General features: G+C 46.5%; 19 protein-coding genes and 1 pseudogene. 10 read left to right on the forward strand and 10 right to left on the reverse strand.

The annotated features are described in order from the left end of the window. Both QT987_RS27245 and QT987_RS27250 read right to left on the reverse strand, forming a co-directional pair. Positions 1–282, reverse strand: a 282-nt coding sequence (locus tag QT987_RS27245) for a hypothetical protein (protein WP_333246367.1), incomplete at its 3' end; no start/stop codon positions are given. A gap of 126 nt (positions 283–408) precedes the next feature. Next, complete coding sequence (locus QT987_RS27250; protein ID WP_333246369.1) at positions 409–840, reverse strand: hypothetical protein; 432 nt, start codon at positions 838–840, stop codon at positions 409–411. A 159-nt stretch (positions 841–999) separates the two neighbouring features. On the opposite strand from QT987_RS27250, the gene QT987_RS27255 reads away from it, so the two are divergent. Next, the gene (locus QT987_RS27255) at positions 1,000–1,785 is read left to right on the forward strand and encodes a pentapeptide repeat-containing protein (RefSeq protein ID WP_333246371.1); all 786 of its coding nucleotides are present in this window, start codon (positions 1,000–1,002) and stop codon (positions 1,783–1,785) included. A gap of 411 nt (positions 1,786–2,196) precedes the next feature. On the opposite strand, the gene purM is transcribed toward QT987_RS27255, so the two are convergent. Then, positions 2,197–3,222, reverse strand: coding sequence for a phosphoribosylformylglycinamidine cyclo-ligase (gene purM, locus QT987_RS27260; RefSeq protein WP_333246373.1), 1,026 nt, complete (start codon positions 3,220–3,222; stop codon positions 2,197–2,199). A 228-nt stretch (positions 3,223–3,450) separates the two neighbouring features. Here purM and QT987_RS27265 point away from each other — a divergent pair. Then, positions 3,451–4,663 (forward strand): annotated as a pseudogene (locus QT987_RS27265) (RNA-guided endonuclease InsQ/TnpB family protein). A gap of 472 nt (positions 4,664–5,135) precedes the next feature. Further along, positions 5,136–6,212, forward strand: coding sequence for a septal ring lytic transglycosylase RlpA family protein (locus QT987_RS27270; RefSeq protein WP_333246375.1), 1,077 nt, complete (start codon positions 5,136–5,138; stop codon positions 6,210–6,212). 8 nt (positions 6,213–6,220) lie between these two features. On the opposite strand, the gene QT987_RS27275 is transcribed toward QT987_RS27270, so the two are convergent. Next, the gene (locus QT987_RS27275; protein ID WP_333246377.1) at positions 6,221–6,352 is read right to left on the reverse strand and encodes a hypothetical protein; all 132 of its coding nucleotides are present in this window, start codon (positions 6,350–6,352) and stop codon (positions 6,221–6,223) included. Between the two features lie 183 nt (positions 6,353–6,535). On the opposite strand from QT987_RS27275, the gene QT987_RS27280 reads away from it, so the two are divergent. After that, positions 6,536–8,152, forward strand: a complete 1,617-nt coding sequence (locus tag QT987_RS27280) for a bifunctional pantoate--beta-alanine ligase/(d)CMP kinase (RefSeq protein ID WP_333246379.1) — start codon at positions 6,536–6,538, stop codon at positions 8,150–8,152. A gap of 34 nt (positions 8,153–8,186) precedes the next feature. On the opposite strand, the gene QT987_RS27285 is transcribed toward QT987_RS27280, so the two are convergent. Further along, positions 8,187–8,399 (reverse strand): hypothetical protein, encoded by a 213-nt coding sequence (locus QT987_RS27285; protein ID WP_333246381.1) that lies wholly within the window; start codon positions 8,397–8,399, stop codon positions 8,187–8,189. 359 nt (positions 8,400–8,758) lie between these two features. On the opposite strand from QT987_RS27285, the gene QT987_RS27290 reads away from it, so the two are divergent. Both QT987_RS27290 and QT987_RS27295 read left to right on the forward strand, forming a co-directional pair. After that, positions 8,759–9,694 (forward strand): polysaccharide deacetylase family protein, encoded by a 936-nt coding sequence (locus tag QT987_RS27290; protein WP_333246382.1) that lies wholly within the window; start codon positions 8,759–8,761, stop codon positions 9,692–9,694. A 298-nt stretch (positions 9,695–9,992) separates the two neighbouring features. Further along, a complete protein-coding gene (locus QT987_RS27295; protein ID WP_333246384.1) occupies positions 9,993–10,160 on the forward strand; it encodes a hypothetical protein in 168 nt (55 codons plus the stop codon). 61 nt (positions 10,161–10,221) lie between these two features. Here the strand turns inward: QT987_RS27295 and QT987_RS27300 are convergent, their stop codons facing one another. Together QT987_RS27300 and QT987_RS27305 are read right to left on the reverse strand one after the other, a co-directional pair. Continuing rightward, the gene (locus QT987_RS27300; RefSeq protein WP_333246386.1) at positions 10,222–11,289 is read right to left on the reverse strand and encodes an FAD-dependent oxidoreductase; all 1,068 of its coding nucleotides are present in this window, start codon (positions 11,287–11,289) and stop codon (positions 10,222–10,224) included. A 64-nt stretch (positions 11,290–11,353) separates the two neighbouring features. Then, positions 11,354–12,106, reverse strand: a complete 753-nt coding sequence (locus QT987_RS27305) for a class I SAM-dependent methyltransferase (protein ID WP_333054572.1) — start codon at positions 12,104–12,106, stop codon at positions 11,354–11,356. 483 nt (positions 12,107–12,589) lie between these two features. Between QT987_RS27305 and QT987_RS27310 the strand changes: the two genes are divergently transcribed. Beyond that, positions 12,590–13,435, forward strand: a complete 846-nt coding sequence (locus QT987_RS27310; RefSeq protein WP_333246388.1) for a YaaW family protein — start codon at positions 12,590–12,592, stop codon at positions 13,433–13,435. A 43-nt stretch (positions 13,436–13,478) separates the two neighbouring features. Then, positions 13,479–14,936, forward strand: a complete 1,458-nt coding sequence (locus tag QT987_RS27315; protein ID WP_333246390.1) for an O-antigen ligase family protein — start codon at positions 13,479–13,481, stop codon at positions 14,934–14,936. 146 nt (positions 14,937–15,082) lie between these two features. Here QT987_RS27315 and glmS read toward each other — a convergent pair whose 3' ends face one another. The 3 genes from glmS to QT987_RS27330 form a co-directional block, all read right to left on the reverse strand. Continuing rightward, positions 15,083–17,005, reverse strand: a complete 1,923-nt coding sequence (gene glmS / locus QT987_RS27320; protein WP_333246392.1) for a glutamine--fructose-6-phosphate transaminase (isomerizing) — start codon at positions 17,003–17,005, stop codon at positions 15,083–15,085. Between the two features lie 159 nt (positions 17,006–17,164). Then, positions 17,165–17,410: a photosystem I iron-sulfur center protein PsaC gene (gene psaC, locus QT987_RS27325; protein WP_015175986.1), complete on the reverse strand. Its 246-nt coding sequence runs from the start codon at positions 17,408–17,410 to the stop codon at positions 17,165–17,167. 269 nt (positions 17,411–17,679) lie between these two features. After that, positions 17,680–18,585 (reverse strand): CoB--CoM heterodisulfide reductase iron-sulfur subunit B family protein, encoded by a 906-nt coding sequence (locus tag QT987_RS27330; protein ID WP_333246394.1) that lies wholly within the window; start codon positions 18,583–18,585, stop codon positions 17,680–17,682. A 540-nt stretch (positions 18,586–19,125) separates the two neighbouring features. On the opposite strand from QT987_RS27330, the gene acpP reads away from it, so the two are divergent. Continuing rightward, positions 19,126–19,380: an acyl carrier protein gene (gene acpP, locus QT987_RS27335; RefSeq protein ID WP_333082619.1), complete on the forward strand. Its 255-nt coding sequence runs from the start codon at positions 19,126–19,128 to the stop codon at positions 19,378–19,380. Positions 19,381–19,477: 97 nt separating this feature from the next. Continuing rightward, entirely contained in the window at positions 19,478–20,731 is a 1,254-nt protein-coding gene (fabF, locus tag QT987_RS27340; RefSeq protein WP_333246396.1) for a beta-ketoacyl-ACP synthase II, read from the forward strand. Positions 20,732–21,322: the final 591 nt, after the last annotated feature.

A 21,322-nucleotide genomic window follows, 5' to 3' on the forward strand; every position in this document is an offset into this window, starting at 1 on the left:
GAAGCTAAGTGTCGGTTTTCCAAAAAAACAATACATCATATCATACTTTTGTATACTTGCAAAATCGGGATGCTCCCAACTTATTTGAGTAGCATTTTTCTTGCTTATACCTCCTTCATTAGCCATCTTGATTGCCAAGGAATAATAAGCTTCTTTGCTACTATATCTGTATTCTGCTGAAGGTGTTGGGAAACCTTTAATAAAGTAGCAGCAATAACTAATAACTAGCTGTAAAATCTTTTGTTCAATAGTCCCAAAATCTTCTAATGAGACTGATTCCAAAACTTGCAACTTCCGCTCAGCTATGCGAAGAGGCAGATATTCTAAATAGATGTAGTCATTGGCAATCGTTTTGACAAAACTATCAAAAGTCGCCTTGGGCCTTTCGGGTTCATCGGGTTGCTTTAGTCAGAAGTGAAAGTCACCATAATTAGTCCCTATCTGAAGAAAGGCTTTAATTTCCTCTGCTATCTTCCCAAAATTCTGAATAGTTGGTGGCTGAGACTGAAGTTTATTCGCTAAAGCTTTAACGGCTGAAGCCAGTTGTGCATCTGTACTTACTGCTGTATATACTTCCTCGACTGCTTTAGCGACTTCCGGGTATTTCATTGCTACTTGTAACTCAGAAACAGCTTTGTCATAATCTAAGGGCTGCTGTTGAGATAGTTCTATGGCTGTTGCTGTACTTGACGACTTGATTTTAAGCAGTGATAGCAAGTTACGACCTTTCTCAACGACTAGCTCACCTAGCTTTTCAGTAGCCTTCTCTGTGGCTGTCTCCGTGGCTTTGACTAATACTAAAGTTGCGATCGCCCCGGCTGTCATTGTTACAGGTTCCATATAAAATTCCTTAGTTTTTTAAACTATAACGACTTAATAGCAGCTTCAACAGTGAGAAAAAGTAATAAAAAAGTAATCAAAAAGTAAGATTAGCTCCCTGTTGCGGTACAATCTGTACTAATCCTACCTTAACGCTCCGCTAGTAAGGGACTTTAACACATGACTGTTGACGAAGCTCTAACGATCGCAGAAACAGCCCTCAACTACGATCGCCTCAACAAGATTCAAGAGATAGTGTTTCGTCAATCCTGGGAAGGACAGTCTTATAAAGAAATTGCAGCCAGCACTGAATATGAATATGATTATATCAAAGATGCTGGTGCTAAACTCTGGAAATTACTTTCAAAAGCACTAGAAGAAAAAGTCAAAAAAGATAATCTCAAGTCTGTCTTAAAGCGATACTTGCGGCGGAGTCAAGTGAATCTACAGCGAAATCTGACAATAGAAGTTAATCTCAGCGGTGCAAATCTCAGCGGAGCCAACTTAAGTGGAGCTAGATTATTCGCAAACTTAAATGAAGCTGATTATGTTCAAACCAATTTAGATAAAATAATAAATGCTGATAGTGAAACTGAATTATCTGACTCAGAAAACGAAATTAACTGGAACGGTTTTTGCTTTCACTGCGACGCACAAGTGAAAATTGCCGAAATACTCGATCGCACTTCCACCCTCTTCATCCCCAACTCCCGACTCCGACTCACAACACCGGAAGGCAGACAAAACCAAGAAGCTGACTTTCTGATCTTCCACCAAAACAAGCTAGGGATACTGAAAATTGACAGTGGATCATCCCATCCAAACGCAACAGAAGATGAAATGTGCCAGCTTTTCATAGATTCTGGCATCAGTCTTGTCAAACATTACGATGCTAGCCGATGCAGCGAACAACCCGATCTAGTTGTGCAGGAGTTTTTGGAAATTTTGAGTCACGTACAAGCCTAATAAGGTGTTTTTTATTTAAACTGTGATACAAACCTTACCTTGGTTTTTGATATTTTCTCACTTCAACAATTAACAATCCTTCATTTCAGAGTCGATGTAATAAATAGTATAGCTCTTCAATTAATTTAAACATTCGGCGGAAATCTTTACACTAATTCACGGAATTAGTTTTGAATTATACCGTATTTAAAGGCACAACAGCTTATTTCACTTTCATTTAAATTTGTAGCAACGAGTCATCTGTTGTGAATTCCTTTTTCTCTTTCTTCCTCTGTGTCCTCTGCGTCCTCTGCGGTTACTTTCATAATTATAAATTTAACCGCAGATATACACAGATGAAGGCAGATTGAGATGGTCTGTTAACGCATAAAACAAAGCGAACCAATCTTCAGCCCCTGCGATTGCTTCTTACTAATTATCCATGATCAATTCTCCGTTCCCCTCAATCACTTCCCCGATCGCCCAAGCACCAATTCCCTGAGATTCAAACCATTTAACAGCCTGTTCTACTTCCCTCGAATCGAGCAACAGCACAAAGCCAATCCCCATATTAAAAGTATTGAACATATCGGCTGTAGCAACTTGGCCCCCTTCAGCAATCCACTGGAAAATTGGCAAATTTGGCCAGCTATTGCTGTCAATTTTCACAGATTGATTAACTCCCAAACAGCGGGGCAAATTTTCCGGCAAACCGCCGCCCGTAATGTGAGCCATGCCGTGAATTTCTAGACCGCTCTTAATTGCTTCAAGGACTGGTTTAACATAAATTGTAGTCGGAGTTAGCAGCACTTCTCCTAAAGTTTTGCCGCCTAACTGTTCGGGTTGGGAGTGCCAATCAAAACCCAGATCGCCCGCAATTTTTCTCACCAAACTAAAACCGTTGCTGTGCACGCCCGAACTTGCCAGCCCCACAGCCACATCTCCGACTTTAACCCGCGAACCGTCCAACAATTTGCTCTTTTCGACAATTCCCACACAAAAACCAGCTAAATCGTACTCTCCCGGTTGGTAAAAACCGGGCATTTCTGCCGTTTCTCCACCCAACAAAGCACAGCCCGCTTGCTTGCAACCGTCAGCAATGCCGGCCACCACCGCAGCTAATTGTTCGGGATTTAACTTTCCCGTGGCTAAATAATCGAGAAAAAAGAGGGGTTCGGCCCCGGATGTCAGCACGTCATTGACGCACATCGCCACCAAGTCGATACCTACCGTGTCGTGCCGATCGAGATTGTGGGCCAATTTTAACTTAGTCCCAACGCCGTCAGTACCCGAAACCATAATCGGCTCTTTTAAGCCCTCCGGGACGCTGAAAAAACCGCTAAACCCGCCGAATCCGCCCAAAACTCCCGATCGGTGCGTGCTCTTAACCATACTCCCGATGCGCGAGACAAAAGCTCTGCCCGCTTCAACATCCACACCTGCTTCTCGATAATCCATAAGTCCGCCAAATCGATTTCTTCTAATTTTTAGTTTATAAGAAATGCCATGAAAACCCCGCGACTTTAGTCCGGGGATGAAAGGGGTAAGGAGGCTTGAGCCTCCCAGCTTGTGTTCTCAGGTTTTAAAATTGCGCTATCGACTGCAACTCTGTAAAGATTAGTAAATAATTTATTTTATTTTAAGCCCACTTTGCTAGCATAAGAATATTATGATGAGGTCGAAGTCATGCTAGTTTTCGAGTTCAAAGCATACGGTAAAAAGCAGCAATTTGAAGCTGTAGACGAAGCGATTAGAACAGTGCAGTTCATCCGCAATAAAGCATTGCGCTTTTGGATGGAAAACCAAAAAGTCGATAAATACGCCTTGAATAAGTACAGCGCTGTTTTAGCTAAAGAATGGACGTTTTGCGACGACTTAAACAGCATGGCTCGACAATCTAGCGCAGAAAGAGCGTGGTCGGCAATCGCCAGATTCTACGACAACTGCAAAAAGAAAATCCCAGGAAAAAAGGGTTTTCCGCAGTTTCAGCACGACAACCGTTCGGTTGAATACAAGACTACGGGCTGGAAACTGACTGACGACCGTAAATCCATCACTTTTACAGACAAGAAAGGAATCGGAAAGATCAAATTAAAAGGAACCCGCGACTTACATTTCTATCAGCGCAGTCAAATCAAGCGGGTGCGCTTGGTGAAACGGGCAGATGGATATTACGTCCAGTTTTGTGTTCAAGTTGACCGTTCTGAGAAAATTGAAGTAACGGGCAGCGCCATCGGGATAGACGTGGGACTCAAAGAGTTCTACACAGATTCCAATGGCGTTACAGTCGAAAACCCACGATTCCTCCCCAAGGGAGAGCGCGGGTTGAAGAAAGCCCAAAGACGAGTTTCAAAACGAGTTAAGGGTTCACAGAACCGAAGAAAAGCTAGAGAGATTCTAGGAAAGCGCCACCTCAAAATAAGTAGACAACGTAAAGATTTTGCTCTGAAATTGGCAAGATGCGTTATCCAGTCTAACGACTGTGTAGCCGTGCGTTGATTTGAGGATTAAAAACATGGTGAAGAATCACTGTTTAGCAAAATCGATTAACGACGCATCTTGGTATATGTTCCGAGTATGGTTGGAATATTTCGGCAAAGCCTTCGGAAGAATTACGATTGCCGTACCAGCTAACGGAACCAGTCAAGAATGCTCTAGCTGCGGGACAGTTGTTAAGAAAAATCTATCAACGCGAACCCACGCTTGTCGGTGCGGATGCGTGTTAGATCGCGATTGGAACGCTGCTAAAAATATCCTAAGTCGGGGATTGAGTACGGTGGGGCACACCGGAACTTGGATCAGAGATCCGAACGCTTGTGGAGAATTGACCGCTACCGATGTTGAAGTAATTCTGCATCGGCAAGTCGATTCTGCGAATCAAGAATCCCCTCGGCTTTAGCCAGGGGAGTGTCAATCCCATAACAGTTGACAAACAGCTTTTTTAAGACTAGCCATTCGGCAGCCCACAAAAGACAATAAATTTTTGTAAATTTTTGTAAATTTTTCCGTAATGGCTGAAACGGCTGTAAGCCTTGGAACTAAAGGATTTTATGATAGAGGGTTTTGAGAAGATTTGATGAAGATTTGGTGAAAATCGCGATCCCAGCGATCCCCAAGCACAAAAGTTTGTGGTAGTCTGTTGCAGTTCGTGAACAAAACACAAATTGCGAATCGAGTATGAGTTGTCAAGTGTCAGGGAAGTTTCCGCCAATTTTTTTGGGGGTAGAAGCATTAAAGCAAAAATGCACCCGGATACTTTGCTTTGACTCACGGGGGAATGGCGAAGGGCAAGAGAGAAATCCTTGACGCCTGCCGCCAAATGGCCAATCCTCCAATCTCGGTTGGCAATGGCTATTCACAAAAATGGACGTATGAAGGAAAAATTTGTTGGTGGTCTACTCGCTGTCCTGTTAGTTCCTATGGTAGGAACGGCATCCTCTTGTCACGCACAAGCAACAGGTGCCGACAACCAAAACTCTCAGGTTTCCGAGCAAGTAATTGCCACCCAACCGTCCCAGCAGTTAAACGCTACTCGGGTCGAAGCGCAAAAAGTCGGACAGTATCAGTATCAAGCAAGAGCTGAAATTGCCCGAGACTCGATCGCCAAAATTCAGCCCCACGACTTAGGCGGGCGACAAGCAGCGACAGTCTACGTGCGAAACATTCCAGTCATCACCTTTCTGAACGCCAATCCGGAAACAAACACCCCTTTGGGAGAAACTGGCAACAGCCAAGTCGGTGCTAGCAGTCCGTCAAAAGTAGCGGGCGCAAGAGAAAATCCCAAAGTCGGAAACATTGCCAGCAACTCTAGCAACCAAGAACCCGATCCAGTTTGGCGGGCATCAAGCTTAGCAGCAAGACTCAATCAGCTAGCCCGCAACAACATCGATCCCAACAGCATTACCGTTAAGTGGGAAAAAGGCGATCGCTACATTATCCAGGCAAACGGCGAGGAGTTGGTAAACATCAACGCCGAAACCATCCTCCCCGACACCACCAGCAACTTTAGCCGAGACGCCCTGCAAGCAACCAATCGCCTCCGGCGACTTCTGGGCAACGCCCCACCCCTGGAAGAAGTCGCAGGCAAACCCCAACCAGAACGCTCCGTGCTGTCTCTGGGCCCAGTTCAAGTGCGGCTTAGCGGCTGGGCTTCCTGGTACGGCCCGGGATTTGACGGCAACCTCAGCGCCAGCGGCGAGCGTTTCAACCAAAATGATATGACCGCAGCCCACCCAAATTTGCCTTTTGGAACGAGAGTCATGGTGAGAAATCTCGACAACGGCCGCACTGTAGTCGTCCGCATTAATGACCGCGGCCCCTATGTGGGCGATCGGCTCATTGACTTGTCCGCAGGCGCCGCCAACGTGCTAGGAATGATCAGCAGTGGCGTTGCGAGAGTCGAAATCGAAGTGATCGAACCGCCGCAGCAAACAACTGGTGGACGCTGAACGGTAGTCTAAGGCAGAATACAAAACTTATCCGCAGTGTAGAAGGCAGAAAGTAGAATAAAACTGACATCTTGTACCATTGTCAACAACGGGCAAGATGCCCGTTCCACAAAGAATGAGTTTTCTTGTGGAACAGGCATCTTGCCTGTTCCTAAACAAGTAATTGAGAATGGTGCAAGATGTGAGATAAAACTGACATCTTGCACCATTCTTTGTGGAACAGGCATCTTGCCTGTTCTTGAGGATGATGTAAGATTTCAACTCGAACAAATTCAGACAAATAAACTCTGCATTCTGCCGAATGCCTTCAGGAGATTCTACCGGTGCGCCTGTTTACTACCATTGCAGCACTTCGCTGCTACTTAAATTTACAAAAGTCTGCTGCACCTCATTTGACAGTCGGTTTGGTGCCGACGATGGGAGCTTTGCACGCAGGGCATCTGAGCTTGATCCAGCGGGCAAGGCAAGAAAATGCGATCGCCCTGGTCAGCATTTTTGTCAACCCGCTGCAATTTGGGCCGACAGAAGATTTTCAAGATTATCCTCGGAATTTCGAGCAAGACCGGCTGTTGTGCGAACAAGCTGGGGTTGATGTCATATTTGCTCCCTCAGCAACGGAAATGTTCGGCCATCAAGCAGTCGATTCCCTACGGGATAGCTTCGCCGCGCGCACAGAAACACAGCAAACCGCCCAAAAACAGATAGAGATTCACCTTTCATCCTTAACTCAAGTAGTCCCGCCGCCGGCGATGACATCGGTTTTGTGCGGTAAAGCAAGGCCCGGTCATTTTCAAGGCGTCGCGGCAATTGTTACTAAACTTTTGAGTCTGGTGCAGCCGACAAAAGCTTATTTCGGTCAAAAAGACGCCCAGCAGCTAGCAATTATTCGGAAGCTGGTCTTTGATTTTAACTTGGCTGTAGAGATTGTCGCTTGTCCGATCGTCCGCGAAGAGTCGGGACTGGCAATGAGTTCTCGCAATCAGTATTTAACAGCAGAGCAAAAACAGCAAGCCTCCGTACTCTACCGCGCCCTGCAACAAGCCTCGAAAACTTTTTCTTCAGGCGACCGCACCGCAGCAGCCGCACTCGCTGCCGCCCGCGCAGCAGTCGCAGAAGAACCCGCAGTCAAGCTCGAATACGCCGAACTCGTCGAGCCCGACACTTTGACGCCGTTGCAGGTTGTGGAAACAGCGGGACTTTTAGCCGTGGCCGCCAGAGTTGGCTCTACTCGTTTGATTGACAATATAATTCTCAGGAATCGTCGGCCCATTGTGGCGATCGACGGCCCGGCAGGGGCAGGCAAATCTACCGTAACTCGCCTTGCAGCAACAGCTTTGAACTTGTTTTATCTGGATACCGGCGCGATGTATCGGGCCCTGACTTGGCTAGCATTGAAAACAGACACGCCGATTTCCGACGAATGTGCGATCGCCGAATTAATCAGTTCCAGTTATTTGGAATACAACCTCGATCCCGCATCAAAGATGTTGAAGATTAACGGTGAAGACGTAACCGAGGCAATTCGCAGTTTGGAAGTGACATCCCGCGTCTCGGAAATGGCGGCAATTCCCGCCGTGCGACAGTTTCTGCTGGAGGAACAGCGGCGGTGTGGCACAAAAGGCGGAATTATAGCAGAAGGCCGCGATATCGGCACTAACGTGTTTCCCGATGCGGAACTGAAGATTTTTTTGACGGCTTCGGTACAAGAACGATCGCGCCGGCGGCTGTTAGAACTTAAAGATAGCGATCGGGCTAATATTAGCTTGGCCCAATTGGAACAAGACATCGCCTTGCGGGACGAAAAAGACAGCACCCGCGAGGTTGCACCTTTGCGTAAAGCGGCAGATGCTGTGGAAATTCAAACAGACAATCTGACTGTTGCTGAAGTTATCGATCGGATTGTCGGCTTGTACAAAGAGAGAACCGGCCCTAAAAATTAATTTTAGGAGTGGCGGGCGGGCGATCGCCCTCATATCAAATGCGGTTAACCTCACATCTTGCACTATTCTCAAGAACAGGCAAGATGCCTGTTCCACAAAGAGTAGATTTTCGGTGTTGCTTAATCAGGGTATGAAAAAAATAAGTTGAAAATCCAGAAGCTTTGTGAATACCAGTTTCTATGACTTGGATTTTTAGCCTTTCATACCGTAAATCAGCAACGCCTATATTTTCTTGTGGAACAGGCATCTTGCCTGTTCCTAAACAGCTTATTGACAATAGTGCCACATCTCAGGTTAAACCAATTTGCAGTGTCAGGTAGAGACGCGGGCCGATGCTGCCTGAGTCCCTAAGAATATCGTGCCATTAATCCGAGAGCGCCGTCCCCCTGGCCGGGGAAAAGTTCACCATCCCGCGTTTTCATGGGTTAGGGGATTTCTGGCGCACAAACCTTAAATTTTTTTATCCTGACGGACTTCCCCACGATCGGTTATTTCCAGTAGCATTTTTACTGACTGTCCAATTTAAGATTATCCTCTTAAGTGGATTAACTTGATATCAACATAAAATCTCAAATTAACTGTACAAGGTGTGAAGGAGAGAACGACGTGACAAAATTGAAACTGCTGTGGAGGCGGCGAAAAACTTTAATAGTTGCTTTTATGGCAGCAACAGGAAGTTTTTTGCTGGGTGTGACATGGCCGATTAACTTGCGGGCCAATCAGCCCTTGCAACCGATTCAGGCGCAAGTCTTGGCCGTATCCCAGTCGCAAGAACAACCGCCGATGTCCAATATTAATAAGTTCTCCGAGGCGATCGCCAATCGAGTAGAATTTTCCCAACAGGCTCTAGCCCAAGTGCAGGCTATCCGATTTCAATCAGCCGTACCGGATCAGTTTCAAGGTACAACCCTTCGTCACGCGAAACTCGACTCCCAGCGCAAGGCGATCGCCCTGACATTTGACGACGGCCCCTGGCCGAAAACAACTACACAAATCCTAGATATTCTCAAGGAAAATAATATTAAGGCTACATTCTTCTGGGTAGGAAAATACCTGAAAAATTCTCCCGAAATAGGCCAACAGGTTGCACAAGCCGGTCACGCGATCGGCAATCACACTTGGAACCATCAATACCTTCAGTATAACGAAGACGGTGCCGCTCGCGAGATCGATCGCACTTCATCCTTAATTCAGGACTTGACCGGCATCCAAACATCGATGTTCCGCCCGCCAGGAGGCATTTTAAACAATGGATTGACAGCTTATGCTCAAAAGAAAAATTATGCAGTTGTGATGTGGTCTGCTGATTCTTTTGATTGGCGCACCCTTACGGAATCTTTGATAGACAACGTGATGAGGCAGGCAAATTCCGGCGGCATTGTGCTGATGCACGACGGCGGCGGCAATCGAGCAAGAACTGTAAAAGCTTTGCCTGATATTATTGCTCGATTGAGAAATGAAGGGTACAGTTTCGTAACAGTTCCCGAGTTATTGCAGATGCAAGAACAAGACTTACAACAACAGGAAACAGCACAAAAGTAACAATTTGGAAAAATGGGACTTTACACCATTTTTCCATTTTTTTGTAGGTCGTTCGATGTAGGTCGTTCGATGAATTTTTCATAACTCTAGCCAAACCCAGAAGGAAGAAGTAGCAACCGCGCCCGATTCCCGGCGACGTTCTTAACTGCTAAAAACATTGCTTTAATTGCATCTCCCTTCTTCCTTTTTCCCTCTTCCTTTTTCCTGACATCCGTTACATCTGATATCTTGCACCATTGTCAAGAACGGGCAAGATGCGCGTTCCACAAAGAATGAGTTTTCTTGTGGAACAGGCAAGATGCCTGTTCCTAAAAAAGTAATTGAGAATGGTGCAATATCTCAGTTACATCCGTTACATCCGTCGAGCGAATCCGTTGCCGAACTTCCTTATCCCTTCTTCCTGACATCCGTTATTCATGCCGGACGGTATTATCATGTTCGAGGGCAAGGTAATCTTCGGGGCTAAACCCAGACGGGATGGCAATCATAGCGTTAGAGGCAAAATTGATACCTTAATTGTAGCCATATTACCAATTTAGGCTTGAATCTAACGGCAAATCCTGCAACTGAGAATTCACCCAATTAGCTGCCGCCCAACCCGATCGCAAAGCACCCTCTATTTGACCTTCCCCGCACAAATCCCCCGCACAAACCAGCGGCAAATTCCCCCCAGCCGCCAAACAAGAAACAGGCAAAGGATTTCGACAAAAAGCATAGCGCCAGCGGTGAACCTGCAACCATTCCGGCTGTTTCAGCCAAGGGATTAAATATTCAGAAGTGCGATCGAGCAATTCTTGACCGACTGTTGGCAAATCGGCCGATTCTAGATGGCGTTCTGCAAAATTTGCGCTGCTGTGAACCACAAACACCGGCTGCGGCGGATCTAGTCGCTTGCTGCTGTCCAAACCAACCCAAGCTAAATCAGAATTATCGGCAAAAGAAACAGATTTCCACTGCGGATTTAGACTACTTAAATCTTGCTGTTTTGCCACAGGATAGCCAGCCATAACCGTAATGCAAGGGTCGTACTCCACAGAACGCAATTTGTCAAGAAAAGCCTGCGACAAACCGATTTCCGCATCCAAAAACATTAAAGCTTGAGGTGCCGGAATTGCCACAACCACAGCCTTAGCAATCAATTCTTGAGGTATCTCTAAATTGCTGTCAGTGACTTCTAGGGAAAGATGCCACATTTGGTTATCTGTAGTAGAAATAGCTTGTACGCGGCGGCCAAACCAAATCTCTAAATCCTGGGCCAAATACTTACCGACAGCATTCATACCCGCAGGTGCGACATAACAACAACTAGCAATAGCAGAAAGTTTTCCCTGCCTGAATTCGCAGACAGTATCAGTCCAGAGTTTGAGGATGCGGCGATCGACCAAAACCTCAATTAACCCCTGCACCGCATCCCCCTGCGGTTCCAGATACCGCGCCCCGTGATCGGCCCTAGCACCCTGTACGCGGCGGGTAGCAACACGTCCCCCCGCGCCGCGAGATTTCTCAACAACAGCCACAGAATAACCAGCTTGACGCAACCGTTGAGCGCAACTGAGCCCCGCCATACCCGCACCAATCACCGCAACATCGAACATAATTGGACTTTCAGATACATTACTTACCGGACTTTTTCTAGGAAATAAGCCTTAAGATGATTTCTTAACTTGCAGTTAATTTGCGATAGCAACGAGCGGTGATTAAATGAGGATGAAAAACCTCCATAAAATTAGACTGAAGTTTAGTAAAAAATGTGTTCATCTCTTGCTTATCTTCTAAATGAAAAGGAAATTCTTGATTAAAACCTTTAAAGAAATACCAGTTAAGGATAATCTTCCCTGACGGAGCCAGCATTTTGTGAAAATCCATCAATTGCTGACTTGGCTTTAGTAAATGTTCCATTACATCAAAACAAATAATCGAATCGAAAACTTCCGTCGGCGATACTTCCAGACAACAGGAAATTTTCTCACTCAATCCTAACTTAGCAGCTCGGCTTTGAACAAAATTGCAATTTATGGGGTTAAGATCGCAATAGACTACTTGTTCTACTTGAGGACAAAGAGCTGCTGCAATAGCATGAGTGCCAATACCGCCGCCAAAATCTAAAACTCGACCGGCAGCCATATCTGATATTAATGTTAAAGTGCCTCCTATGTAATCCTGATTGGACATATGCCAAGCTCCGAGGTCAAATAGGTAAGCTTGGCCGACTCGATCGCGATAAAACTCGCTAGCTTTTTCCCAATCAAAATCCCGATGGCCTATTTCTTTTAGGGATTGTTGACCGACAGCGAGCTCTTGTTCAATTGTTTCTAAATCTAAATTTAAAAAATCCTGTAGATGCTGCTTGAGATTGAAAGTATCTTGCCAATATCCCTGCAAAAAAGACGGTGCGACAGAAGAAGACATCATTTACTTTGTTCTAAAAAAACCAAACTCATTATAGGATTAACTGACATTTTTGAACAGAACTACACTAAATTATTTTTCTTTTGTTTATAGCGAATAAAATAGTGGGCGTTCATGGCGACGGTTTGACTCCTCAAGCTGCGGGGTTGCAGACGTACCGAGGGGTTCCGGGTTGGCTGTTGGGCATCTAAATTGTATTTTTAGGAGCGGCGGGACACCAAACTTGACTGTAAAATTTAGATGCGCGTCCGCAGATCGATGTAGCTGCTGAGGTTATAGCTTCTAGCAGTCGGATCTTCTGTGCAAATCCTGCCGATCGTCCTGCGCCAGGTAGTAGAATAATGGACAGCACGAATCCATGATTAAGACCCCATAAAAAATGCCACTGTAGGTAAATCCTAAATCCCACGGGTTGTCAACCAGCAGCAATCTAAAATCTAAAATCTAAAATCTAAAATCTAAAATCGTATACGGGAGGGCAAAATTTTGGACGAACTCAGAGCAGCACTCGAATTAACAACAGAAGAAGAATTGCAGCAACTAACAGAACTTCTGTTCAGCCGCAAGTTTAACCCTTTAGATTACGTGCAAACCCCCGCACCGATAGATGTACAAAGTCGCGATCGCGAAGCATGGCTCGACGCCGTAGAACAGCGGTTTCGCTATCTTGCAGCCGACGGGTTGACGGTACTCAGAGGGCGAACCCAACAAGTAACTTACAGACAAGCACTAATTCAAGTTTGTCGCTATCTCAAAATCCCTTATCCCAGACAGTTGTCAACCACCGACTTAGAGGCAGAAGTATTTCTGCACTTAATGGGCCGCGCGTGGAAGCGTTTACCAGCAGACGAACAGCAAGCGCTGACACTGCGCGTACAGCGAGCGATCGTTGATTCTAAACTCTCAGAACCCCTGCCAATTACTGCTGAAAAAGACCCGCTGGGTTTACTGTTCAAAGGGGGCAGCGCTTTAGCTGTTAGTTCCATCTTAAAACCAATGCTGCTCAAACTAATGGCCAATCAATTTGCGCTGCATTTTGCCACCTATCAAATGGCAAAACAAGGAGTGCTTGCAGGCACTGCAACTGCAGCAACCCAGTTTCAAAATTATGTCGCAATTCAGGCGGCGCGGCGCGGTATGGCTGTGAGTGCCGCTCGTTACGGTGCGACGCGGAGCGTATTTTCGTTGGTAGGCCCGGTGATGTGGACTTGGTTTTTAGCGGATTTGGGTTGGCGATCTATTTCCACGAACTACGGCCGCATTATCCCGACCATTTTTGCCCTAGCTCAAATTCGATTAACGCGATCGGAATGCGTTTGGGAACTAGCTTAACGATGGTAGATTGTAGATTTTAGATTTGAGATTGGGAGTGTGGGTGAATATCAAAAATCGGTTGAAATTAGCGGCCAAACAGACAGCAGAAAATCTCAAGTCTCGCCTCCAAAAACATCCAGATCCCCGCCTGCAAATCCCTTGGAATTTCGCCCAAGTGGGGATGCTGATTTTTCCCTTAATTCCGATTTTGGGAGCTTTAGGTTTATTCCTGGGATTGGCCGGCACTTGCAAGCAAAAGTTCCGTGAAATTAGTCGCCGCCCGTTGAATCGAGGATTCGCAATTCTGAGCGCGCTGCTAGTCATCACAGCCGTTTTTGCCCACAACCGCATCGAGGCTTTTATAGGGTTGTACAATTTCTTGCCGTTCTTTATATTGTTTGCCATTTTCAGCAGTTTAATTAAAACTCTGCCTCAATTGCGGCAATTGTCTTGGGTGATTGTAATTAGTTCAATTCCCGTGATAATTTTAGGTCTGGGACAACAATTTTTAGGCTGGAGCGGCATCGATCAATTGCAGCCGGTTTTTGGCTGGGTACTCGAACCCCAAGGCAATCCCCCCGGCCGTATGGCTTCTGTATTTATGTACGCTAATATTTTAGCTTGCTATCTGACAATTGCTTTTATTTTAGCACTGGGACTGTGGATGGAAGAAGTCAGTTGTCAGTTGTCACCAATTACCAATTACCAATTACCAATTCCCAATGCCCAATTCCCAATTCCCAGTTACCGATTCCTATTTTTAAGTTTTGCAGCGATTGGAAATGGTGTTGCTTTGATTTTTACTAATTCTCGCAATGCTTGGGGGCTGGCAGTTTTGGCCGTTGTGGCTTTTGCACTTTATGCGGGTTATAAAAAATTATTAGCTGCGGTTTTTAGTGTAGCTAGCACAGTTTTTTTGTCTGCCTTTGGGCCCGAACCTTTACGGCAGTATTTGCGAAGAATTGTCCCTGCTTTCTTTTGGGCTAGACTCACCGACGAGATGTTCCCAAATCGGCCGACAGCTACTTTGAGAACTACTCAGTGGGAATTTGCTTGGTCGATGACTCAGCAGCGCCCTTGGACGGGTTGGGGATTGCGAAATTTTACGCCTCTCTACCAAGCTCAGATGCAAGAATGGCTCGGTCATCCTCACAGTTTGATACTGATGTTGACTGCGGAAACAGGGATACCGGCAACGCTTTTGTTGTTTGGTTTAGTTGGCTGGGTTTTGGCTAGGGGTGTTTTGCTGCTGGCAAATTGGCCGCATTTTCCTGGGGATATTAAGCAGGAAAAAATAGACGCAGAGGAAACTGAGAAAAATTCTATTTTACACAGCACGAATCGGGTGAATTGTCAACAGGAAAATTCAGGCGATCGCCTAATTTTTTTCAGTTATTTATTAGCCTTCGCCGCCTGTACGCTTTTTAACACTGTAGATGTGACGCTGTTTGATTTCCGAGTCAATACTACAAGCTGGTTGCTGTTAGCCGCAATTTGCGGAGTCAGTCAGAGGGAATAGGCGATCGGGCATCGCGCATCGCGCATCGCGCATAGGTTATTGGTTATTGGTTATTGGTTATTAGAACGAACAACCAACAACCAACAACCAACTACTGACTAATGACTACTGACTAATGACTACTGACTAATGACTACTGACTTCCTTTACTCCACCGTCACCGACTTGGCCAAATTGCGCGGCTGATCCACATCCAAACCTCGACGCGCCGCAATGTGATAAGCCAACAATTGCAACGGAATCACTGTCACAATCGGCGACAACAATTCATCCACCAAAGGCACTGGCAAAATGTGGTCAAAAATATCGGCTTCCGCCACACCTTGCTTCGGCGTCACGCCAATTAAACGGGCGTCGCGGGCCTTCGCTTCCTGAGCGTTGGAAAGCACCTTTTCGTACACGCTTCCGGGCATGGCGATCGCCACTACAGGCACTTTCGCATCCAAAAGCGCGATCGGGCCGTGTTTCATCTCTCCGGCGGGATATCCTTCGGCGTGAATGTAGCTAATTTCCTTCAGTTTCAGCGCCCCTTCCAAAGCAATCGGAAAATTAATTCCCCGCCCCAAAAAAATAAAATCTTGGGTGTCTGTAAACTGGTGGGACAATTCCTCCACATACTGTTCTTGAATCTCCAAAAACTTCTCAATTTCCGCCGGCAACTGGCGTAAGCCAGTAATAATTTCTGCCAATCTCTCAGTGCTGATTGTTTGCCGCTGGTGCGCCAAATCCAAAGCTAAGAAATAGAATGCCATCAACTGAGTGACAAAAGTTTTAGTGGCAGCAACGCCGATTTCTATACCAGCGTGGGTGTTGATTACGTGCGGCATCATGTGGGCGATCGAACTTTCGGTTCTGTTAGTAATGCCTAACATTCTCGCCCGGAATTTATCAGTAAAACCAGCGCGGCGCTGCTGTTCCATCCCCAAAGCAGCCAGCGTGTCCGCCGTTTCTCCCGACTGAGTTACCCCAATAGTTAAAGTATTTGCTGTCAGCGGTGCCGGTGCGTAGCGGTACTCAGAAGCGTACTGCACGGCAGTGGGAATATTAGCTAATTGTTCCAACAAATATTTGCCAATTAGCGAGGCGTGCCAGCTCGTTCCGCAGGCGAGAATTGAAATTTGCTCGACATCGGCGCAAAGTTCCTTGGGCAAGTTGAGATTGATGGGAGAGCGGGAATTTTCCGGCTGCCAATCGCTGTCTAAATAAGCCTCCAAACAAGCTCGGACTACGGCTGGCTGTTCATAAATCTCCTTGTGCATGAAGTGTTTGAAGCCTTGTTTTTCGACTAAAACCGGACTCCAACCAAGGATGCGCGGGCTTTTTTTCAGCCTTTCTCCTGCAAAGCTGTAAACTTCCACTCCCATCGAAGTTAGCCTTGCCAATTCGCCATTTTCTAAGGACAAAACAGTGCGGGTGTGAGATACTAAGGCCGGCGTGTCGGAAGCGCAGAAAAATTCACCAGCACCAAACCCAATCACCAAAGGAGCTTGCTGTCTGGCGACAATTATTTCCTCTGGAAAATCTGCACAGATAACGGCGATCGCAAAAGCTCCTTCTAATTTATTTACCGCCTTTAAAACCGTTTCCAAAAACGATAAATCAGCAATTTTTTCTGTTTTTTTATTTTTTTCTTCTTCTTTCTCCCTTCTTGCTTCTTTCAAAAATTCAGCTATTAAATGAGGAATAACTTCTGTATCGGTATCGGAGACAAATTTATGTCCCTTTGCTTTCAATTCTTCCCGCAACTCGCGATAATTTTCGACAATTCCATTTTGAACTACCGCAATTCGCCCGCTATTATCTAGGTGAGGGTGAGCGTTATATTCTTCTGGTTTGCCGTGAGTTGCCCAGCGGGTGTGTCCGATGCCGATGGGAGCCAGAGAGTCTATCTCTGCTAACTTTTCCCGGAGGTTGTGCAATTTGCCCTTTGCTCGGATGCAGGTAATTTCTCCTTCGGAGATGGTAGCGAGGCCCGCTGAATCGTAGCCCCGGTATTCTAGTTTCTCTAATCCTGCTAGCAAAATCTCGCTTGCTGCTTGCGTGCCGATATAGCCAACGATTCCGCACATTTAACGTACTACTCCTGCTTAGCGATCGCAATAAAACTCACGTTTTATCATTTTTACCTTGTTCGGGGCCCGAATGCAGATTCCGCGACAAAAAAAGAGGGGGCGATTAAATTGCCCCCTCTTTTGTGCCCGTAATTCGATCGGCGTGTCGATCGATATTTAGTAGGCTAGACCCATACTGCGAGTGGTTTCTGCTCCCAGGTAAACCCGGATGCTCAGAAAATCGGTGGGACAAGCAGTTTCGCACCGCTTGCAGCCTACACAGTCTTCGGTGCGGGGAGATGAGGCAATCTGAGCTGCTTTGCAGCCATCCCAGGGGACCATCTCCAAAACGTCAGTCGGACAAGCGCGGACGCATTGAGTGCAGCCGATGCAAGTATCGTAAATTTTGACTGAATGAGACATTGAATAAAGGCTCCCAACGAGTCACTAAAAATTTGCTGCCTCTGCGAGTGAACAGATTTGACGGCGAGGTGCCACCGCTATAGCCTGCACAGAGAATTAAAGGTTAGTCTACCGCAGTGCCTGGAAGCACTTCGCGAAAAAGCGACAAAACTTCACAGTTATTCACGCGGAGAGTCTTATCAAAGTAGGTTCCTACTGAGCACGTCTGTGGTTAGAGGGGAGTTATCAAGGACGGACTTCTTTACTACAAATCTGTGCAAATCGATCGACTAAAAGCCTAATTTTTCTAACACGGGCTTAGTTGAAACAATATGTCGATCGAGTCCTAGTTTTTTCGGTTCCACACCCAAAGCCAAAGCCACCAATTGCGGTAAATGCAGCACCGGCAAACCCAATTTGCGCCCGATTACTTTTTCCACCTCCGGCTGTCGCGAATCCAAATTCAAGTGACAAAGCGGACAAGGCGTTACCATACAATCAGCGCCATTGTCAAGAGCATCTTGAATATGTTTGCCTGCCATCTGAAAAGATTGGTTAGTGGCATAACTCGCCAACGGCCAGCCGCAGCACTGCGTCCGCCCTCGATAGTAAACCGGAGTTGCCCCGATCGCCCGAAACACATTTTCCATCGATTCCGGTTGGTGCGGGTCATCGTAAAGCAGCTTATCCTGAGCTCGCAGCAGGTAGCACCCGTAAAAAGACGCGCACTTCAAACCCGAAAGCTTGCGGGTGACTCGCTTCTGCACCTCGTCGAGCCCGTAATCTGCAACGATCGCCCACAACAGATGTTTCACCTCGGTACTGCCTTGATAAGGCGAACAGCCTTGTTTTTCCAGTAAACCGTTGACTTTTTCTATGTAGTTGGGATCGGTTTTCTGAGATTCCTTGAGGCGATCGTCCACATGACCGATTACCCCTTGACAAGTGCTGCAATGCGTGAGTAAAGGCAGATTAAGTTCCTCGGCTAAAGCAATATTGCGGGCGTTGACAGTATCTTCGAGTAACTGCGAATCTTCCTTGAAAGTGCCAGAACCGCAGCAGGAAGCTTTCTTTAGTTCCACCAGTTCAATCCCCAACGCTTGAGTCAGTGCTTGGGTAGACAGGTAAAGTTCGCGGGCGGCCCCTTGGGCGACACAACCGGGAAAATAAGCATATTTGAGATTTGGGGATGGCATAATCGTTTCTGCAGGGGACACAAGGTTCGGGAAAAGAAACTTGAGCGATCGAAGTCGGGAGGCTTCCTGCTTAGTTTTCCCTCTTTATAATTAACCTATCACCGCCTAGCTAAGAGCCAATTGTCAGCTTTTCTCAAGCATTTTGAGTTGATGACTGACAATCAAGCATCCAGGATACCCGCCACGTGATTCATTCCGAAAGCAGACTCAGTACCCAGAAATAAAAAACCTGTATCCGAGAAACTTGCCCTCCGAATTTATCCGTGGAGTCAATGCTTCAATCTAAAATCTAAAATCTAAAATCTAAAATCGATTGACGCACCATCGACCAAAAATCCGGTTCCTCAACGTTATCAGGTGGCTAAACGAGATAATTTATTTTGGGGTATTGGGTTTTTTTTGCCTGAGTCCTAGAGTTGCGATCGTCCGTGTCCCAATTGTCCCTGGCCCGTGTCACTTAGAAAAGCGGCCAGCCTTTGTCCTGCAGATCCCCCTTTCGGATAAGATTAGATACGCAGCAACCAATGAGGACACGATGTTATGAGCCAAGACGACATTTTTGCTAGAGTCCAGAAAATTGTGAAAGAGCAACTGGAAGTCGAGCTGAGCGAAGTCAAGCCCGAAGCCAACTTTGCTAATGATTTAGGAGCAGATTCCTTAGATACAGTAGAGCTGGTAATGGCCTTGGAAGAAGAGTTTGATATTGAAATTCCCGACGAAGCAGCCGAAGGAATTACTACGGTTCAAGCTTGTGTAGATTACATCAGCAGCCAACTTGCAGCTCCAAAAGCATAAAATACCTGTCTTTTCCCCTAAGAGGAGAGAAGTTATAAAACTGGAAACTCCTCTTTTGTTCTGCGTTCTGGGTGTTTAATTTTTTGAAACTGAAATCATGACAAATTTAGAGCGTAAGCGCGTTGTTATCACGGGTCTCGGCGCGATTACACCGATCGGCAATACCTTGTCCGAATATTGGGACGGGTTGCTTGCCGGCAAGAATGGTATAGGCCCGATCACCTTATTCGACCCGTCGCGGCACGACTGCCGCTTTGCCGCAGAGGTGAAGGGTTACGACCCACACGACTATTTAGAGCGCAAGGAAGCAAAGCGGATGGATCGCTTTGCTCAATTTGGGGTGTCAGCGAGCAAACAAGCTCTTGCTGATGCGAAGTTGGAGATTAATGACCTGAACGCAGAACAGGTGGGTGTCATTCTTGGCACTGGCATTGGTGGCTTAAAGGTTTTGGAAGATCAGCAAGAGATTTATCTGAATCGCGGCCCCGATCGGTGCAGCCCGTTTATGATTCCCATGATGATTGCGAATATGGCCGCGGGCCTGACGGCGATTCAAACGGGTGCTAAGGGGCCAAACTCTTGCACGGTGACGGCCTGCGCTGCCGGGTCAAATGCCGTGGGCGATGCGTTTCGCTTAGTTCAGGGGGGTTACGCCCAAGCCATGATTTGCGGCGGTACGGAAGCTGCGGTGACACCTTTGTGCGTGGCGGGTTTTGCTGCGGCGAGGGCGCTTTCGACTCGCAATGATGACCCGACTCATGCTTGCCGTCCATTCGATCGCGATCGTGATGGTTTTGTCGTCGGCGAAGGTGCTGGCATTCTGATTCTAGAAGAAATGGAACACGCTCTGGCGCGTGGCGCGAAGATTTACGCAGAAATCGTCGGCTACGGTTTAACTTGCGATGCGTATCACATGACTTCTCCGGTACCGGGGGGGGAAGGTGCGTCGCGGGCAATGGCTTTAGCGCTCAAGGATGGGGGTTTGACGCCGGATATGGTGAGCTATATCAACGCTCACGGCACAAGCACGCTTCCCAACGATTCTACGGAAACCAAGGCGATTAAAAAGACTTTGGGAGACCATGCTTACAAAGTAGCAATTAGTTCTACCAAGTCAATGACCGGCCATCTTTTGGGCGGTTCTGGGGGAATTGAGGCGGTGGCGACGGTAATGTCGATCGCCAATGACAAAATCGCGCCGACAATTAATCTGGAAAATCCCGATCCTGAGTGCGATTTGGACTATGTTCCTCATACAAGCCGCGATCTAAAAGTTGATGTGGCGCTGTCGAATTCCTTTGGATTTGGCGGCCACAACGTGACTCTGGCATTCAAGAAGTTTGTTCAGTAACAGCTAATCCAAAATCGAGAGTTAAAAGGTAAAAAATTAATTTTTTACCTTTTAATTTTTAGATAAATTTTAGATTGGGCGATCGGCTATTAAGTAAATCAACTTAATTCAACCTAAAATGCGATCGCACGTTAGAGTCCCGCAACACTGTAACTGCTGCGGGGTTCTGGATATTCTGTTTTTTGCTTAGCCGTTGCTCATATCATGTGTGGGCGATCGCTTGACTCCAAACGCTTAGGATCGCGAATTAAATAACTTACAATTTTAATTGTTATTGTGGGATGGGCGTCCCGCCCGTCATTTTTGGACGGGCGGGACGCCCATCCCACTTTCAAGAGTGGAAGTTATTTAATTCTCATTCCTTACTTGTCATGAGTCAATCGCAACGAAGTCAGCGCGTTGCCGAAAGGGCTAGATTCTTCAGTTCCTTCAGGACTCAGAATGACAAATACTCAAGCGGACTTGATATCACTTAGTTTCTTAACAGAAACAGGTCGATAAAAATATTTTCTCCAAACAAAAAGCGCCCCTATTTCTAGGAGCGCTATTTGTCAATCAAAAGCTAAAACTTAGCCATTGATAGAAGGAGCA

The sequence above is a fragment of the Microcoleus sp. SVA1B4 genome, assembly GCF_036700545.1.
GTDB lineage: Bacteria > Cyanobacteriota > Cyanobacteriia > Cyanobacteriales > Microcoleaceae > Microcoleus.

Coding starts and splice junctions, on each gene's coding strand:
- QT987_RS27255 (WP_333246371.1), top strand. CDS start 1,000: ATGACTGTTGACGAAGCTCTAACGATCGCAGAAACAGCCCTCAACTAC.
- QT987_RS27270 (WP_333246375.1), top strand. CDS start 5,136: ATGAAGGAAAAATTTGTTGGTGGTCTACTCGCTGTCCTGTTAGTTCCT.
- psaC (WP_015175986.1), bottom strand. CDS start 17,410: ATGTCTCATTCAGTCAAAATTTACGATACTTGCATCGGCTGCACTCAA.
- purM (WP_333246373.1), bottom strand. CDS start 3,222: ATGGATTATCGAGAAGCAGGTGTGGATGTTGAAGCGGGCAGAGCTTTT.
- QT987_RS27285 (WP_333246381.1), bottom strand. CDS start 8,399: ATGCCTGTTCCACAAGAAAATATAGGCGTTGCTGATTTACGGTATGAA.
- glmS (WP_333246392.1), bottom strand. CDS start 17,005: ATGTGCGGAATCGTTGGCTATATCGGCACGCAAGCAGCAAGCGAGATT.
- QT987_RS27305 (WP_333054572.1), bottom strand. CDS start 12,106: ATGATGTCTTCTTCTGTCGCACCGTCTTTTTTGCAGGGATATTGGCAA.
- QT987_RS27295 (WP_333246384.1), top strand. CDS start 9,993: ATGCCTGTTCCTAAAAAAGTAATTGAGAATGGTGCAATATCTCAGTTA.
- QT987_RS27330 (WP_333246394.1), bottom strand. CDS start 18,585: ATGCCATCCCCAAATCTCAAATATGCTTATTTTCCCGGTTGTGTCGCC.
- QT987_RS27275 (WP_333246377.1), bottom strand. CDS start 6,352: ATGCCTGTTCCACAAGAAAACTCATTCTTTGTGGAACGGGCATCTTGC.
- QT987_RS27300 (WP_333246386.1), bottom strand. CDS start 11,289: ATGTTCGATGTTGCGGTGATTGGTGCGGGTATGGCGGGGCTCAGTTGC.
- acpP (WP_333082619.1), top strand. CDS start 19,126: ATGAGCCAAGACGACATTTTTGCTAGAGTCCAGAAAATTGTGAAAGAG.
- QT987_RS27250 (WP_333246369.1), bottom strand. CDS start 840: ATGGAACCTGTAACAATGACAGCCGGGGCGATCGCAACTTTAGTATTA.
- fabF (WP_333246396.1), top strand. CDS start 19,478: ATGACAAATTTAGAGCGTAAGCGCGTTGTTATCACGGGTCTCGGCGCG.